Genomic DNA, 15,984 nt, shown 5'->3' on the forward strand with positions numbered 1-15,984 from the left:
GATCGTGATTTAAATGCGGCAATTAATTTGGAAAACGCGGAGAGCTTCGGCCGTGTAAGCCTAGTGATGGAAAGGTCTCGGAAGATCCAAGCTAGGAACTAAACATCAAATGAATAAGTTTGAGTAAGTTTTAGAGAGCGGTGTTCGTTAAAATCGAAACGAGAAACAGTGTAAATTCTTGTGGGGACACGAGAAGAGCGCCAACAGAACAGTAAAGTGCGAAAAAAACTGGGACAGACGTTAGCTACGGGTAAAGTGTATGACGAGTACGAGTCAATCTCGCCAGAAAAGCGATCGCAGCCAAGTTTGGTTGAGAGGTTTACTGGCGATCGCCTGGGCGGATGGAAACTTCGATGAGACCGAACGACAACTCATCGCCGAACTGACTCACGGTAAATCGGACGCCGCCGATCGCGCCGCCGATCTCGAACCCATCTCTCCTGAAGAACTCGCCGCCACCCTGGGAGACGACCCCGACATCGCAGAAAACTTTCTCCGAACGGCGGTCATGGTCGCCATTGCAGACGGCGTGTACACCAAAACTGAGGATAAAGTCCTTCACGATTTTTGTGAAGCCTTGGGTCTGCGTCCCGACGCACTCGACGCTCTCCGCCACACCCTCGAAGAACCTGAAGATCTCGACGACATCGAATCGAAAGACAAGTCGGATGACGCCTCTTCCGGCGCGGTTTCGTTAGATCGAAAACCGAAAGACAGTGCTAAAATTAACGTCCTCGCCCCCGTGCGAAACTGGTTGGATAACGTCGAACTGCACGATCCGAAAGTGGCGCGATTCCTCTGTCGGATGATTCCCTCTCAGTGTCCTTTCGAGCGCGATGTCACGCTGTTTGGAAAAAAAGTGGTTCACATTCCAGCGATGTGCAAGTTGAATCCCCTCTACGAGCAGTTAGTGGGCTTGCGCTTCCGGGCGTTGTCCTATCTCGCCGACGAAAAAGGCGAAGACGTAACGCCGTATTTGTGATGATGAGAAGAGGGGGGAAACAATTGATAATTGACAATTGATAATTTCTCCCCCTCTCCCTGGCTCCCCCTCTCCCTGGCTCCTGCTCTAAGTACCGAGAATGCAATTTATCGATCGCGTTGAAATTGAAGTTGAAGGCGGAAAAGGCGGCGATGGTCTGGTGGCCTTTCGCCGTGAAAAATACGTTCCCGCAGGCGGTCCGGCGGGGGGCGACGGCGGACGGGGCGGTTCGGTGTATCTCGTGGCGACCGAACGCCTGCAAACTCTGTTAGATTTCAAATATTCCCATCGCTTTAAAGCCGAAGATGGAAAACGGGGCGGACCGAATAACTGCACGGGTTCCTCGGGAAGCGATCGCTACTTAGAAGTTCCCTGCGGTACCGTCGCCTACGATTTAGAAACTGGGGAAGTGGTCGCCGACCTCACCGAACCCCAGCAAACCGTTTGCATCGCCGAAGGGGGACGGGGCGGAAACGGAAACCGCCACTATCTCAGCAACCGCAACCGCGCCCCAGAATACGCCCAGGAAGGACGACCGGGACGCATTCGCCAACTGCGGTTAGAATTGAAACTCTTGGCAGAAGTGGGCATCATCGGACTGCCCAACGCCGGAAAATCCACGTTAATCTCGGTGTTGTCGGCCGCCCGTCCGAAAATTGCCGATTATCCGTTTACGACGCTCGTTCCCAACCTGGGCGTCGTCCGCAAACCAACGGGAGACGGAACAGTATTCGCCGACATTCCCGGGTTGATCGAAGGCGCTCACGAAGGACTGGGGTTAGGTCACGAGTTCCTTCGCCACATCGAACGCACGCGGGTTTTACTGCATCTGATCGACGCGACGGCGGAAGACCCCATCGCGGACTATCACGTGATTCGAGAGGAATTGCTCGCTTACGGTCGTGGGTTGGAAGACCGACCGCAGATTATCGCGTTAAATAAGTTAGACGCGATCGATCGCACTGACGAGGAACTCGAAGACATCGCGCGATCGCTTCAACCGGAATCACCTTACCCTATCTTTCGAGTCTCAGCCGTCGCGAAAACTGGCCTCGACGAACTGCTTCGGTGCGTGTGGCAAGTTCTCGAAGACCGAGAACCGGAGTTTGTGTGAATTCTCCAAGAGGGGAAGATTGGGAGAGGGGGAGAGGGGAAGAGAATTTCAGATCGTTCCCTCATCTCATCGTCCCCTCATCCCCTCATGGGGTCACGCTTTGCGTTCGACGACTAAGGTTAACCGGGCGACGACTGCACCGAGTGCGCCGACAACCGCCAGCGGTGGAAACAGCAGCGTTCCCAAAGTCGCCCCCGCTAATCCGATGGTGAGGGGGACTTCAAACAGGGTTTTTCCGTCTTCGGTTTTAACGATGACCCGTCGCACGTTCCCTTGATGGACGAGTTCTTGAATTTTCGAGATTAAGGTATCGCCACTGACGCGGAACTCTTCAAAGCTCGTGTCGTTAGTGGTATTGGATTGAGATTGAGTGCGATCGGCTTCAGTGTTGGATTCGGTCTGAAACTCAGACGCATCGGGCGTTTCTGGAGGTTGATAGTTGGGTTCGCGATCGATCGAATCGCTCATGGAAGAAAAGCCCTCGACAAACAAAACATCAGATGCCGCTATCGTACCATCCTCGATTTGGAGCGTCATCTATCGGGAGATAGGTGAGGGGATGATGATACGGAATCCAGATTTGAAAACCCTGTTTTGCAGCCCTCGCTGTAAAGTCCCTGTACGCAAGGACTTACATCGATTTTGAGGGATCGCTTTAAGAGGGGCTATGGTGTGCGGATTCAGTATGAGATGATGAGATGATGAGATGATGAGATGAGGAAACCTTGTTCTCCGTTCCCTGTCTTCACTGGTGACTGGTGACTGGTGACTGGTGACTGGTGACTGAAACCCTGTTCCCCATTCCCCATTAACAAGTTTGAGTTTTGTAAAGATTTGGTAAAGACGCCCCACTAAACCACTGACAATGGTTAGGAGACAATTCGGGTTCGACATACCGATTTTCGCTGCATTTCAACGAGCGTCGAACCTGGATTTCTGGGGACGTTAGTTAGAACGTCGCCGAGTATCGCGCAAAGGACACGACATTATGGGTATTGCGACAATTAATCCCGCTACGGGGGAAACGGTCAAAACGTTCCAACCTTTGACCGATGAGGAGTTAGACCGCAAACTCGATCGCGCCGATCGCACCTTCAAACAATACCGCCGCACGATGATGGTACAGCGATCGAAATGGCTGCGGGCGGCTGCCGACATCTTAGAGCGCGATCGCGCTAAATTCGGCGAAATCATGACCCTGGAAATGGGAAAACCCATCAAAAGCGCCATCCAAGAGGTTGACAAATGTGCGCTTGTATGCAGGTACTACGCTGACAATGCCTCCGAATTCCTTGCCGACATCCCGGTTCAAACCGACGCCAGCTTCAGTTACGTCAGTTACCATCCCCTGGGGGCAGTTTTGGCGGTCATGCCCTGGAATTTCCCCTTCTGGCAGGTGTTTCGCTTCGCCGCACCCGCACTGATGGCGGGAAACGTGGGACTGCTCAAACACGCGTCTAACGTGCCGCAATGCGCCTTAGCCATTGAAGAGATTTTCACCGAAGCTGGATTTCCCTCGGGGGCGTTTCAAACCCTTCTCATCGGGGCGAGTCAAGTGGCGAAAGTGGTAGCCGACGATCGCGTTTGCGCCGCCACTTTGACAGGAAGCGAATACGCCGGAATGAGTTTAGCCGAGTGTGCCGGAAAACACCTGAAAAAAACGGTTCTCGAACTGGGGGGAAGCGATCCCTTTATCGTCATGGGAAGCGCGAACCTAGAAGCGGCCGTGAGTACCGCCGTAACCGCGCGGATGTTGAACAGCGGACAGTCTTGTATTGCAGCCAAACGGTTTATCGTCCACGAGTCGATCGCCGAGGAATTCCAAAAACGCCTCTTGGCGAAATTCAAAAATCTCACTCTCGGCGACCCCATGTCAGAAGACACTGACATCGGGCCGTTGGCCACGCCGGGAATTCGCGAGGAACTGCACGAACAGGTCGCAGCTTGCAAAGACAAAGGCGCGAAAGTCTTAATTGGCGGGGAATTGCCCGATCGCCCCGGTAACTTTTACCCGCCGACAATTATCGCCGACATTCCGCCGGGAACCCCAGCTTACGACCAAGAGTTTTTCGGTCCAGTGGCGTTACTGTTTCGGGTGGAGTCGATCGACGATGCGATCGCCCTAGCCAACAGCGTCCCCTACGGTTTGGGAGCGAGTGCGTGGACGGCTGTAGCCGCCGAACAACAACAGTTTATTAACGAACTCGAAGCCGGGGCGGTATTTATCAACGGTCTGGTTAAATCCGATCCCCGGTTACCCTTCGGCGGTATCAAGAAATCTGGATATGGGCGCGAATTGGGTGTTCAAGGTATCCAAGAATTTGTCAACATAAAAACAATTTGGATCGGGCATTAACGCACGTGAGTTCGATAACCAACGGGTTCGCCCTTGCTTCCAACCCTCTGTTGCCGTCCTCCCTCACCTCGGTTAAGGGTGAAATGTCAGGGATGTTCGGGAAAGAAACCGGGGGTGGAAGTGTTTTCGTGAAAACGCAGCGAGGGCGAAACACCGTTGTCGAACCGAATGCCGAACTCGTTCGATCGCATCCATTGAAGGCAATTTATCTAAACCGAATTTTAGAGGGCGGTGGGAACCCGTTTGAGGTTCGATCGCGTCGGCGAAAGTGCGACGCACCCACCGCGCGATCGTGGAAGCGGAACGGAGTTCTTTCACAACCCCGAACCGTCCAAACGTTCGTATTCCCTATCCCATTTCACATCCAATCTCATACCCAAACTCAGATAAGGGGGTCTCATGAACACGGCCGAACTACTGGTCAAGTGCCTCGAAAACGAAGGCGTGAAGTATGTCTTCGGTTTGCCCGGTGAAGAAAATATGCAGGTTCTCGAAGCCCTGCGAGAATCTTCAATCCAATTCATCACCACCCGTCACGAACAAGGGGCGGCGTTCATGGCAGACGTTTACGGACGTCTGACGGGAAAAGCAGGGGTTTGTCTGTCTACCCTGGGACCGGGCGCAACGAATCTCATGACCGGAGTTGCTGACGCCAACCTCGACGGTGCGCCTCTCGTGGCGATTACGGGGCAAGTGGGAACCGATCGAATGCACATTGAATCCCATCAATATCTCGACTTGGTGGCGATGTTCGCCCCCGTCACCAAATGGAACTCCCAAATCGTCCGCCCCAGCAACACCCCGGAAATCGTTCGGAAAGCCTTTAAACGGGCGCAACGGGAAAAACCGGGAGCGGTTCACATCGACTTACCCGAAAATATCGCTGCTATGCCCGTCGAAGGTGCGCCGTTAAAGTGCGACAAAAAGGAAAAAATGTATGCGTCGTACAAGAGTCTCAACAACGCCGCTACCGCTATTTCTCGGGCGAACAATCCGTTAATTTTGGTGGGGAACGGCGCGATTCGGGACAACGCCAGCGACGCCCTCACGGAATTCGCCACTCGGTTGAACGTCCCCGTGGCGAATACGTTTATGGGGAAAGGCGTTATGGCGTACACCCATCCTCTGGCATTGTGGACGGTGGGGTTACAGCAGCGGGACTACATTAGTTGTGGTTTCGACAACACCGATTTAGTCATTGCGGTGGGGTACGATTTAGTCGAGTACTCGCCCAAGAAGTGGAATCCCGACGGGAAGATTCCCATCGTTCACATCAGCACCACCTCGGCGGAAATTGACAGTAGCTACATTCCCTTGGTGGAAGTGGTGGGGCATATTTCCGACTCCCTGAACGAAATTCTGCGTCGTTCCGATCGCTCCAGCAAACCCGAACCCCACGCTGTATCCTTGCGAGACGACATCCGGGCTGATTACGAACAGTACGCCAACGATCTCGAGTTTCCCGTCAAGCCTCAGAAACTCATTTACGATGTGCGGCAAGTGATGGGGCCGGACGATATCGTCATTTCCGATGTGGGAGCGCATAAAATGTGGATGGCGCGTCACTACCATTGCGATCGCCCCAACACTTGCTTGATTTCCAACGGCTTCGCGGCGATGGGGATTGCCATTCCCGGTGCGATCGCTGCCAAACTGGTACATCCCGATCGAAACGTCGTGGCAGTGACGGGAGACGGCGGATTTATGATGAACTGCCAGGAACTCGAAACCGCGTTGCGTGTGGGAACGCCGTTCGTGACGATTATTTTTAACGACGGCGGTTATGGTTTGATCGAGTGGAAACAAGAAGCCCATTACGGGCGATCGTCCTTTATTGAATTCGGCAATCCCGACTTCGTGAAATTTGCTGAAAGCATGGGTTTGAAAGGCTATCGCGTCGAATCGACCGAATCCTTCGTTCCCATTTTGCGCGAAGCCTTAGAACAAGAGGTTCCCGTGGTCATTGACTGTCCGGTTGACTATCGTGAAAACGCTCGCTTTTCTGCGAAATCTGGCGGCTTAAGTTGCCCGATGTAGTGGGTTCTCCTTCGTGGTGCAGAACAGTCCTGAAACCCTTGTTAGAAAAGATATCGCCGTCTTAAAGGGTTGGCCACAAAATCCCAGATCGGTAAATGGCTGCCGGGGATCTCGCTCGAGTCTAAATACATATTTTATGTGTTTAGTCAATCCCCGATCTCGAAAAGTTTTCTGCACCACTGAGGTGGGTTCTCTTGTTCTCTCCTCGTTCCCAAACATAAGCCTGGGAACGGGGAAGTCAACGGGTGCATCTTAATTTCGTGGGGTCTTCGGAGTTTGTGGTTATAAATGTATAGCATGATACAAAAAAATGAAGATTCGAGAGCCAAAACCCTTGAAATCTCGTGAAGTTAGTTTTTCTGTCACCCTAAACTCCGAAGAGCCATTTCGGTCTCCTGAGATTACGGTGTAATTTGTTATGAATAATACGAAATCGAACCGGGGCGCATCCCCCCTTAGCCCCCCGCTGCGTTGGGGGGTTGGGGGGATGGTTTTGACCGGGCATAAAATCCGCTTATCACCTCAAACTCCGAAGACTCGAATTTATGACGAAATTGGCGCTTTAACCCATCTTTTTCAAATACGCTTCAACGGTATTTTTCAATAACATCGCCACGGTCATCGGCCCCACACCACCGGGAACTGGCGTGATGAAACTTGCGTTTTCCTTCGCCGTTTCAAACTCCACGTCGCCGACGAGTTTCGAGTTCCCCTCGCCGTCAGTAATACGGTTAATGCCTACATCAGCAACGACCGCACCGGGTTTCACCATATCCCCCGCGATCGTTTGAGGACGACCCACCGCCGCCACGACAATATCGGCGTTGCGAACGACCTCGGGAAGATGTTGCGTTTTCGAGTGTGCCACCGTTACAGTGGCGTTGGCTTCGAGTAGCATCAACGCCATCGGTTTTCCCACTAAGATACTGCGACCGACGATGACGGCATTTTTCCCTTTGGGGTCGATGTCATATTCTTGCAGCAGTGCCATCACTCCCGCTGGCGTACAACTGCGAAGTCCCGGTTCGCCACGCATCAACCGTCCCATGTTGACGGGGTGAAGTCCGTCGGCGTCTTTATCGGGGTCGATTTTCAACAGCAGCGGCACGGCGTCGAGATGGCTGGGAAGGGGCAGTTGCAGTAGAATACCGTCAACGCGATCGTCGGCGTTGAGGCGATCGATCTCTGCTGCAATCTCTTCGGCTGACGTTTCGGCGGGAAAGTGACGACCGAACGACGCAATCCCCACTCTCTGGCAAGACCGCTCTTTATTACGAACGTACACCGCACTGGCGGGATCGTCGCCGACTCGCAAGACCGCCAACCCCGGCGGCCGCTTCCCCGTTTCAACCTGCGTTTGAATTTGCGATCGCAGTTCCCCTTGAATCTTTTTCGCGAGGGCTTTACCGTCTAAAATGCGAGTCGTATCCATTGACGATCGAGATCTGTGCAGTTGAACTTCATTACCCTACCATCTCTGTCGGTGGCACGACGCAAAGTTTTACCGTTCCTTCCAATTCTGCTGAGTTTAGCCGGATGTGGCGTTGGGGTCGAGATAACGCCCATTGCCGAGTTAGAGCGTTTTGGCGAAAATACAGAAGCGATCGTGCGCGGAACGACAGTCGATCGCGCCCCGTTCGTCGACGGAGGAGCTTATCAACTCCAAGACGAGACGGGTACAGTGTGGGTGGTTTCCGACGATACGCTTCCCGAACTCGGACAACCGCTTCAGGTGACGGGACAATTCGTCGAGCGATCGATTCCCATCAACGGCATCGATTACGGAGAAGCCTATCTCGAGGAGATCGATCGCCAACCGGCTGAAAAACAATCAAACCTATGAAACAGGTCGCGATCGCCATTCTCTACCAACAAGGTAAATACTTGCTGCAATTGCGTGACGATATTCCTGATATCGTCTACCCAGGGTATTGGGCGTTTTTCGGCGGCCATCTCGAAGCCAACGAAACCCCAGAAGTTGCTGTCGTGCGAGAATTGTACGAGGAAATTCGCTATCGAACGTCGGACGTGACGCTGTTCGATCGCTTCGTCTTTTCTCCCGACGTGGTGCGTTACGTCTTTTACGCGCCTCTCACCGTTACTCTCGATCGCTTAGACTTGCGTGAAGGCTGGGATTTCGCCCTCTGGACGCCAGAAGAAATCCGTTTGGGACGGCGGTATTCAGACAACGCCCGACAAGTACGGGCGATCGCCCCACCTCACCAGCGCATTTTACTCGATTTCCTCGATCGCATCGCTCCCAGGTTGGGATGGGGAGATGATGGGATGATGGGATGATGAGAGTCGTAGGGTGCGTGACTTGAAAAATCGGGTGTCGAACGTGAGACCGAGAAATCGTCACGCACCGCCCAGGTACACTTTGAAAACGCTGTTTACTATTGACGTCATATGAATCCTGCACTGTCTCAATTCGGCCAACAAATGTCTCACCTAACGGGGGTGCGGGCAATTATGAAGGATATTATCGAAACCTTGCAAAGTGGCAACGCGCAGGATTTCATTAACTTAAGTGCGGGAAATCCGGTAATTTTGCCGGAAGTCGAACAGATGTGGCGCGATTGTACCGCCGAGTTGCTCGAGAGTTCTGAGTATGGCGAAGTGATTTGTCGCTACGGGTCGAGTCAAGGCTATCAACCTCTTATCGATGCGATCGCCGAAGATTTTAACCGTCGCTACGGGTCGGATTTGACCTCAAAAAATATTTTAATTACCCCCGGTTCTCAGTCGATTTACTTTTTCGGGGCGAATGCGTTTGGCGGCTACAGTCAAAGCGGAACGTTGAAAAAAATCGTTTTACCCCTGAGTCCCGACTATACCGGATACGGCGGCGTGAGTTTGGTTCCCGAGGCGGTGGTGTCCTACAAACCCACGTTAGATCTCGACGAAGCCAACCATCAGTTTAAGTATCGCCCGGATTTCTCCCAGGTAGACATCAACGCAGAGACGGGATGCGTCATTTTCTCCCGTCCCTGCAATCCTACCGGAAACGTCCTCAGTGACGAGGAAGTGGCGAAAATCGGCGATCTCGCAGCAGCTTACGACGTTCCAGTTCTCGTCGATTCGGCTTACGCACCTCCGTTTCCCGCGTTGAATTTTACGCCGATGACACCGAAGTTCGGCGGAAACGTGGCTCACTGTATGAGTTTGTCGAAAGCGGGACTTCCGGGGGAACGGGTGGGGATCGCGATCGGCGACGAGGCAATTATCGACGTGTTACAGTCGTTCCAAACCAACGCCTGCATTCACTCGTCGCGATACGGACAGGCGATCGCAGCCAAGGCGATCGCCTCGGGACAGTTAGCCGAACTGTCCGAATCGGTCGTTCGTCCCCACTATCAGAAAAAGTTCGAGGTTTTAGAAGAGGCATTAAACCGGGCAATGCCGACAGCGTTACCTTGGTTCTTACATCGTGGAGAAGGCGCGATTTTCGCGTGGCTGTGGTTCCGCGACCTCCCGATGACGGATAAGGAACTCTATCGGGAACTCAAACAGGTCGGCGTCATTGCGGTTCCTGGCGAACCCTTTTTTCCCGGTCTGCGAGACAATTGGGTACACAAACAGCAATGTTTGCGAATTAGTCTGACAGCGACGGTGGAGGAAATTGCGGCGGCGATGCAGCGAATTGCAGAGGTTGCCAGTCGCGTGTATTCGGCGGCTTTCGTCAGTTGAAGTGCAGTTTTGAAACGATCTTTTAGGTGCGTTACGACAGTTTCGTCCGCACTTACCGTAATTTCACGCGTTTTGCCGAGATCGCAGTTACAAACCCCTGTAAATTCACGGAGATTTTAAAATGTAAATTTACGGAGAATTTAAAAACAGCATCTCGATTAAGGTTTTTGTAAATCCTGTAGTCATTTTTGAAAAAATTAGCAACAATGGAAATAAGCGCGATCGCAGAGATTGCTAGGTTGTTGTTATAGGGCTGCTGTGTTTGCGTCGTGTCGGCGTTACGGCGATCGCGATCGAGGCTCGATCGCTCGAACTATTTTTGACAACCCAGTTCGAGATTGCGTTCGGGAACAAAAGTGAAGTCGCCAACGACTGTGAGATAAGGGTGTATCGAGTCGGCGTGGCTTGCCAATACCGTCCGTTCTCTCGCGTGAAAGACCGCCAGAACGCGAATCTCGCACCAAACGCCACTCTTCTTTCGATCGCATTTACCGTCTTTAACGCTGGAGCGCTCCGCTATACCGAGTGCTGTCGCCGGTGGTTTAACCGTATTTTTACGCTCGCGTGTCAGGGACTCCCTAGGAGATCGAACCCATGCCTCTCATCACTGGAACTGAAAATTCCGAAGCTCTTCTCGGTACCCTTGGAGACGATTCGATCGTCGGTCTAGGTGGAGACGATAACATCGTTGGCAGCGAGGGAGACGACCTCGAATTTGGAAACCGAGGCCAAGACATTCTCAAAGGTGGCGATGGAGACGATACGTTACTGTCCGGTCAAGGCGACGACACAATTTCTGGCGATGACGGTAACGATATTATCAGTGGCGACTTAGGCGTCGATCTTTTAGACGGTGGCGACGGCGAAGACATTATCTTCGGCAACAAAGACAACGATACGATCTTTGGCGGCGACGATAACGACTTCCTCTTCGGCGGTACGGGAGACGATACCCTGTACGGAGAAATCGGCAACGACGTACTGTCCGGCGATCGAGGTGCCGACGTTCTCATCGGCGGTACGGGGAAAAATATTTACATCATCGATACGACCTCTGGCGGCCCGGCGATCGAGGACGCCGATCGCATTATCGGCTTTGACGCCGACGATAAAATCGCCTTAATGGGTGGCGTCGATATTTCAGAAATTAACATCGCGTTCGTGCGTCCCGACCCCAATTCCAGCGTCGGGAACTATGTATTTTCTAACCTGAGAACTGGCGAATTCGTCGCCATTCTCGAAAACGTGACCGAAAGCGTCCTCACCGAAGAAAGCTTCACCGACGATCTCACTCCCTCCGACGACCCCGATCCCGGCCCTCCCGATCCCCCCAGTAGCGGCGGTGACGACAGTGACGACGATGATGATGATGATGATGATGGCGGGGACGGAAACGACGGCGGCGACGATAGCGGTGGTGGAAACGATGATGGAGGCGGAAACGACGGCGGTGGCGGAAACGACGGCGGCGACACCCCCGATCCCACAAATACCGATCCCATTGCCAGCGACGATACTGCCACGGTATCCGAAGACGATTCGGCCACAACAATCGACGTTCTGGCTAACGATACCGATGTAGACGGAGATCCCCTTACTGTTACCAGTGTCGATACCACGGGAACTCAGGGAACCTCGACGAATACTGACACGAACGTCAGCTACGATCCCGGTACGGCATTTCAGTCCCTGAAAGACGGAGAAACGGCAACCGATACGTTCAGTTACACCGTTAGCGATGGGAACGGAGGAACGAGTACCGCCAACGTCAGCGTTACAATTTCCGGAGCCAACGACGCACCGACCGGAAGCAACGACTCTGTTGAAACCTTCGCTGGCTTCGATAAAACCTTTACAGATGGTAACTTCACCTTTAACGACGTAGACGGCCACACCTTTGACGGCATTCAAGTTGTGACGACGGTTGGAACGGGGGCATTGAAAAACGGAGCCTCAAGCGTTTCCAATGGCGATACCATTAGCGACGTCAGCCAACTGGTGTTCGAGCCAACGGGAATGACAGCAGGCGAGTCTACAACGTTTGATTTCAAGGTGATAGATAGCAGCGGCGATTTAAGCGGTACGACCTATACCATGACGATCGACGTCACCGCATCTCCAGCCCAACCGGTCATTGACTTGGACGATACGGATACAACGACGCTTAACAATACCCAAACTTACCAAGAGCAAACTCCCGTTTCAGTTGTAGATGTATCCAAACTGACTGTATTTGACGACAACGACGATATTGATGAAATTGTCGTTACGCTCAATGATGTGAAAGATGGCGGTGAGGTTCTCCAATATAGTGGAACTTCGGCAACGGTTGATGTTGTATTGAGCAGTAACGGTTCTACAGTCAACGGTAAAGCAACACTAACCCCTAAAAGCGGACAGACCCCAACGGCTAACGACTATAAAGCTGTTTTAGCGGATATTCAGTACGACAATCCCGGTCCGAGTCAAGAATCTCCCACAGAAGGCGATCGGACGATTAAGTTTGTGGCAACGGATGGGGAAACTCCGCCGAATACCAGTGCTGAGGCAACGATGACGATTTCAGTACAGCGCGTCAACGATCCTCCTGTTATTAATACAATGGGCGTAGCCCCGAGTGCCTCTACTGGAACTGCCTACGATCTCAAAAATGTCATTACCAGCAACTTTGAAGATCCCGATGTGGGTAGTGGCTCGATGACCCTGACGTTAGCGGTGGCTAACACTGCTGGAGGAACGATTACCGCCTCTGGAACGGGTCTCGGCTTTACGAATAATAATTCGGCGAACGTAACGGTAACAGGTACTCTCAGCGACCTGAATACTGCACTGAACGCTGGAGGATTTACCTACACCGCAGCGTCCACAGGCGATGCAGATTTTACTATTACACTGAGCGATAACGGAAACACCGGTCCGACCACTGAATCGACGACCGTTAATCCATCAATTATGGTCGCGGATCTTTCGGCGGCTGACGACACAATTACAATTACCACCAATACAGCAGCGACGATTCCCGACTCTTTGTTACTAGCTAACGATACAGGAAGCGGACTGTCTATTACTGGTGTTTCTGGTTCGACTGCATCTTTAAATGGGTCTGATGTAGACTACACTTCTCCCACGTCAGGAACGACTGACAGCTTCGACTACACCATTGAAGATAGTTCGAGCAACAGTGACACGGCAACTGTTACCCTCAACCTCGTTAGTTCAGATAATAGCAATAACACCATTAACGGAACAAATGGTATCGACATTCTAGATGGAAAAGGAGGTGACGATGCGATCGATGGAGGAGATGGCAACGATATTTTAATCGGTGGTGATGGAAACGCTGACATCTTAACTGGAGGTAGCGGAGAAGATCGATTCGTCTACAACAGCTTCAGTCAAAAAGATCAGAATGGAGAAATCACAGATTTCAATCCATCAGAAGATACTATCGTATTCAATGGAGCGGATTTCCAACCGAGTCAATTTGTCTCTGGTAGCGTCAGTAATGTGGTGTTAGTTGATGATGCAGGTGACGATATTTCTGGTGCTGATATAATAGTATGGGATCCGAGTTATGGTACTTTTGGTAGTGCCAGTGATGTGAGTAATGCAGTAGCAGGGCAATCCGGTACAGTTTCAGGTAAACACGTACTCATTGTTTATATAAATACCAACAAAGGTAACACTGCAAATGTTGCCTATGATGACGATATGGGAGCTTCAGGAGCAGCCCAGAATATGGCCATTTTGAGCAACTATAATGTAAGTAATTTTAGCAGCTTGGCAAGTGCGCTTCAAGCTAGTGATTTTGAAGTGATTTGATGAAACATTATTTGAAGCGTTAAGAGTTAGGACTTACGCAGAAACCCGGCTTCTCGATAGAATTCCGTTATTTCAGTGTCCGGCTTAGAACGAGAAATCCAGTTTCTCGATCGACAAGTGCGTAATTCCTGAGAGTCTCAAACCCCGGTTTCTCGAACATAGAAACCGGGGTTTTCTGTCAAAAAACGTTCCTTCCTAACGCCCCACTCGATTCGCTTGCTGCGTTCCCGCCACCGTCGGCGCAACGGGGGAATCTTCGGGGAAGGAAGAAGTGGGTTTGGCGAAGTAGTCGTACGCCGTCGCCGACATCTGACGGATTAAGTCGGCGGCGCGATCGTCCTCATCGGGACGCTTGACGATCGCCACCATTAAATATCGCTTCCCGTTGGGCAGATCGATCGCCCCAGCATCCGCTAACACCGATCGCAAATTTCCCGTTTTGTGTGCGACGAACGCCCCGTCTCCCAATCCCTGGGGAAGTAACGCATCGTTGGCCGTCTGCGACATAATCCGCATCATGCGATCGCGACTTCGCATCGACACCAACTCGCCCCGTTCCAATTGTCCCAACAACTTTGCTAACTCCTGGGGCGTCGTCGTGTTGGTTCCCTCCAAATCCGGTAAAGGATTGCGAATCGTCGTTTCCGTCAACCCCCACTCGCGAAACTGTTCGTTCAATACCTTCGCCCCACCCAGGCGATCGACCAACATATTCGTCGCCGTATTGTCGCTGTCGATTATCATCGACGACGCCACCTCCAACACCGAATAGCGGGTTCCCGGTGCGTCGTACTGCATATATCCCGATCCCCCCGCGATATGGGATTCCTCCATCGTCAAAACTTCGTCGAGGCGCACCGTTCCCGCGTCTACCGCCCGGAAAAACGCCACCAAAATCGGGACTTTAATCGTACTCGCGGCCGAAAACGACATCGTATCCGAAAGACGCACGTAATCCCCCGTCGCCACATCTACGATCGCCACCCCAGGCGTCAACCCCGGATACTCCGCCGCCACCTGCTGCAACCGTTCCTTCAACGCCGTCAACTCCTGACCCAACGACAGTTCCGGCGACCACTTCGCGACCGGTTGCCCTTCAATGCCAGCGATCGCCTCTTCAGACTGTCCCGACAACTCCGCCTCCGAAGGCGTCCACAACGACAGCATCGTCCCGGCGATCGCGCTCAATCCCACCCCCACGATCGACAGCCGCATCACGTACAAAAACGGCCTCAACGCGGGCGGTAGCGGAGGACGAGAGGTCGGTTGGCGACGAGAACGGTGGGGGACACGTCGCTCGGATTTCCGGGGCGTTGGAGAGACAGCACGGGGCGATCGACGAGGTGATGTCGAGGGTGTAGCGGGCGGCCGCTTCGCTGAAGGTGACGTTGCCGGACGAGGTGGCGTGAATTGCAGCGGACGCAACGGCGGCAAGGGTTCGGACGGCTGGCGGCGCAGAATTGGGGAGGACACGGGTAGCGAACCGAATTCGCCACCGTGAGATGTCCGTTCGGGAGAAGGGGATGCCGGACGCTCGAACGGTTGGGGTTGCCGACGAACCGGCGGAGGAGGGGGCGACAAGTGCGCCCCAGCACTGCGTAACGGCGGTAAATCCAGGGAGGGTTTCCCCGATTTCGATCGCCGGGACGACAGGGGGGTAACGCGACCCGACGCTGGAGGCGTATCGGTGTCGTTCAAACGAGTGCGCCACTGGCGACGCATCCAAGCACTACCGGCGTTGCGGCCTCGGGACGGAGAAGGGCGATCGAAAAAATTGGGCATAGTCGGCGTCAGAAAGACAGAAACAACGGCGATTCGCCTCTCATTCAAGTTAAGGGATGCATTGACGCTCTCCCCCCAACCCTAGCGGGTATGGTCGGAGATTCCTGTTTCACTGGCTCATGCCTAGATAAACGAGCCAGCCCGAATACCCCCGGTCAGAACGCCTTCACAGGCTGTTTGTTTAACGTCCACGATGCGCCC

General features: G+C 53.0%; 12 protein-coding genes. 8 read left to right on the top strand and 4 right to left on the bottom strand.

The genetic code is table 11. From position 1 onward, the window contains the following. Positions 1–259: 259 nt before the first annotated feature. Entirely contained in the window at positions 260–982 is a 723-nt protein-coding gene (locus POG22_RS21745) for a Mo-dependent nitrogenase C-terminal domain-containing protein (RefSeq protein ID WP_063715748.1), read from the top strand. Between the two features lie 100 nt (positions 983–1,082). Then, positions 1,083–2,096, top strand: coding sequence for a GTPase ObgE (gene obgE / locus POG22_RS21750; RefSeq protein ID WP_063715747.1), 1,014 nt, complete (start codon positions 1,083–1,085; stop codon positions 2,094–2,096). 93 nt (positions 2,097–2,189) lie between these two features. Here the strand turns inward: obgE and POG22_RS21755 are convergent, their stop codons facing one another. Further along, positions 2,190–2,564, bottom strand: coding sequence for a DUF4342 domain-containing protein (locus POG22_RS21755; RefSeq protein WP_035493343.1), 375 nt, complete (start codon positions 2,562–2,564; stop codon positions 2,190–2,192). Positions 2,565–3,084: 520 nt separating this feature from the next. On the opposite strand from POG22_RS21755, the gene POG22_RS21760 reads away from it, so the two are divergent. Further along, positions 3,085–4,452 carry an NAD-dependent succinate-semialdehyde dehydrogenase gene (locus POG22_RS21760; protein WP_063715746.1) on the top strand — a complete coding sequence of 456 codons (1,368 nt, stop codon included), beginning with the start codon at positions 3,085–3,087 and terminating at the stop codon, positions 4,450–4,452. Positions 4,453–4,524: 72 nt separating this feature from the next. Here POG22_RS21760 and POG22_RS21765 read toward each other — a convergent pair whose 3' ends face one another. Next, positions 4,525–4,770, bottom strand: coding sequence for a hypothetical protein (locus POG22_RS21765; protein WP_498907098.1), 246 nt, complete (start codon positions 4,768–4,770; stop codon positions 4,525–4,527). Between the two features lie 81 nt (positions 4,771–4,851). Between POG22_RS21765 and POG22_RS21770 the strand changes: the two genes are divergently transcribed. After that, positions 4,852–6,489 (top strand): acetolactate synthase large subunit, encoded by a 1,638-nt coding sequence (locus tag POG22_RS21770; protein ID WP_017661885.1) that lies wholly within the window; start codon positions 4,852–4,854, stop codon positions 6,487–6,489. Between the two features lie 562 nt (positions 6,490–7,051). On the opposite strand, the gene folD is transcribed toward POG22_RS21770, so the two are convergent. Continuing rightward, on the bottom strand, positions 7,052–7,921 hold the full coding sequence (gene folD / locus POG22_RS21775) for a bifunctional methylenetetrahydrofolate dehydrogenase/methenyltetrahydrofolate cyclohydrolase FolD (RefSeq protein ID WP_063715745.1): 870 nt from the start codon (positions 7,919–7,921) through the stop codon (positions 7,052–7,054). Positions 7,922–7,936: 15 nt separating this feature from the next. On the opposite strand from folD, the gene POG22_RS21780 reads away from it, so the two are divergent. From POG22_RS21780 to POG22_RS21795, 4 genes are all read left to right on the top strand, one after another. Further along, on the top strand, positions 7,937–8,332 hold the full coding sequence (locus POG22_RS21780; RefSeq protein ID WP_063715744.1) for a hypothetical protein: 396 nt from the start codon (positions 7,937–7,939) through the stop codon (positions 8,330–8,332). Further along, positions 8,329–8,787, top strand: coding sequence for an NUDIX hydrolase (locus POG22_RS21785; RefSeq protein ID WP_063715743.1), 459 nt, complete (start codon positions 8,329–8,331; stop codon positions 8,785–8,787). The genes POG22_RS21780 and POG22_RS21785 overlap by 4 nt, the downstream gene beginning before the upstream one ends. Positions 8,788–8,898: 111 nt before the next feature. Beyond that, positions 8,899–10,179: a valine--pyruvate transaminase gene (locus POG22_RS21790; protein WP_498907099.1), complete on the top strand. Its 1,281-nt coding sequence runs from the start codon at positions 8,899–8,901 to the stop codon at positions 10,177–10,179. A 594-nt stretch (positions 10,180–10,773) separates the two neighbouring features. Continuing rightward, the gene (locus POG22_RS21795; protein ID WP_498907100.1) at positions 10,774–14,001 is read left to right on the top strand and encodes an Ig-like domain-containing protein; all 3,228 of its coding nucleotides are present in this window, start codon (positions 10,774–10,776) and stop codon (positions 13,999–14,001) included. Positions 14,002–14,196: 195 nt separating this feature from the next. On the opposite strand, the gene POG22_RS21800 is transcribed toward POG22_RS21795, so the two are convergent. Beyond that, positions 14,197–15,783, bottom strand: coding sequence for a serine hydrolase (locus POG22_RS21800; protein WP_498907101.1), 1,587 nt, complete (start codon positions 15,781–15,783; stop codon positions 14,197–14,199). Positions 15,784–15,984: the final 201 nt, after the last annotated feature.

Origin of the sequence: Geitlerinema sp. CS-897, assembly GCF_028368005.1 — a bacterium.
GTDB lineage: Bacteria > Cyanobacteriota > Cyanobacteriia > Cyanobacteriales > Geitlerinemataceae > Baaleninema > Baaleninema simplex.